At 63.1% G+C, this 1,079-nt stretch carries 3 protein-coding genes; all 3 read right to left on the minus strand.

Annotated features, from left to right (window positions below):
* Positions 1 to 302 (minus strand): pilus assembly protein TadG-related protein (locus C8D95_RS21620; RefSeq protein WP_249033343.1); only part of this gene is annotated, 302 nt, incomplete at its 3' end.
* Between the two features lie 2 nt (positions 303 to 304).
* The gene (locus C8D95_RS21625) at positions 305 to 700 is read right to left on the minus strand and encodes a TadE/TadG family type IV pilus assembly protein (protein WP_164721596.1); all 396 of its coding nucleotides are present in this window, start codon (positions 698 to 700) and stop codon (positions 305 to 307) included.
* A 1-nt stretch (position 701) separates the two neighbouring features.
* The coding region (locus C8D95_RS22230) for a hypothetical protein (RefSeq protein WP_170121505.1) at positions 702 to 1,079 on the minus strand (378 nt) is incomplete at its 5' end.

Consider the following 1,079-nt stretch of genomic DNA (forward strand, 5'->3'; position numbering starts at 1 on the left):
TCGCCGAACTGGATCGCCTCTTCGTCGAGGACCTCGCCATAGACCGAGGCCGGCATGTTGGCCTGCAGGATCTGCATCGCGGTCGCGCGCGATGTCTCCATGTCGTGCATTTCCCGTTCGACGAGCGCGGCGTGCGCTGCGGCGTCGGCGGCGGTCTGAAGCTGGGTGCGCGCCGACATGAGGTTCGACACGTCGATGGCGACGCCCGAAAGCATTCCCACGGCCAGGATGAAGAACAGGTTTATGACCGACATCGCGCCATCCTCGTCCGCGACAGGGGTCGGTATCCGCAACTTTGACATTTCTAGAACTCCTGAACCATTTGGGAGACCACCTGCATGTTTATCGACGCAAGCGAGGTGACGAAGCCCACCGCATCGAGATCGGACGTCGGCAAGGTGACGACCGTCGTGATGAGTCCGTCTTCGGTATTGATGTGAGCGCTGGCATTCGGGCTGATCGTGGAAAGCCGCGACACGATCTGCGCCTCTGCCTCTTCGCGCGTCACCTCGCCGATGGCGAAGGAGCGGTTCGCGTCCTCGGTGACCTGGAGCGCACGCGCCTGGCCGTAGAAGATGAGGGCGCCGTCGGCGATCAGCGTCAGGCAGAACACGAAAAAGGGGATCCACAGGACCGCTTCGACGGAGATTGTCCCGTCTTCGCGGCGGAAACGGCGGAGCGCGCTCAAGATCTGGGACATGTCAACTCTCCACCAGGTGAGACGCGGACACGACGATCTGGATGTCCGAGAAGATGGACAGGATGCCCGTGGCCTGAAGGTCGGAGCCCGGGATCGTGGCGACGATGCTGACGACATTGTCGACGATGGTCGTCTCGACCTCGGCTGCGCTGCTGAGATGGCTGAGGCTGGCGGTCGCGCGATCCTCGGCGGCCTGTTCGATCAGCGCCGGCTCATCCATGTCGCCCAGGTATCCGGTCGAGGCGAGGCGGTTCACGTCCTGGATGATCCGGCGTGCCTGGCTTTGTCCGTTGAACATCAGAGAGACGTCGACGAGGAGCGCGAAGAAGACGCCGTAGATCGGGACCCAGAGGACCCCTTCGACCGTGACTGCGCCCGT

This window comes from Silicimonas algicola (genome assembly GCF_003148765.1).
Lineage (GTDB): Bacteria > Pseudomonadota > Alphaproteobacteria > Rhodobacterales > Rhodobacteraceae > Silicimonas > Silicimonas algicola.

What these genes read in the sequence shown, in the direction of transcription:
- C8D95_RS21625 (WP_164721596.1), bottom strand. Translation starts at nt 700, where the DNA reads ATGTCCCAGATCTTGAGCGCGCTCCGCCGTTTCCGCCGCGAAGACGGG.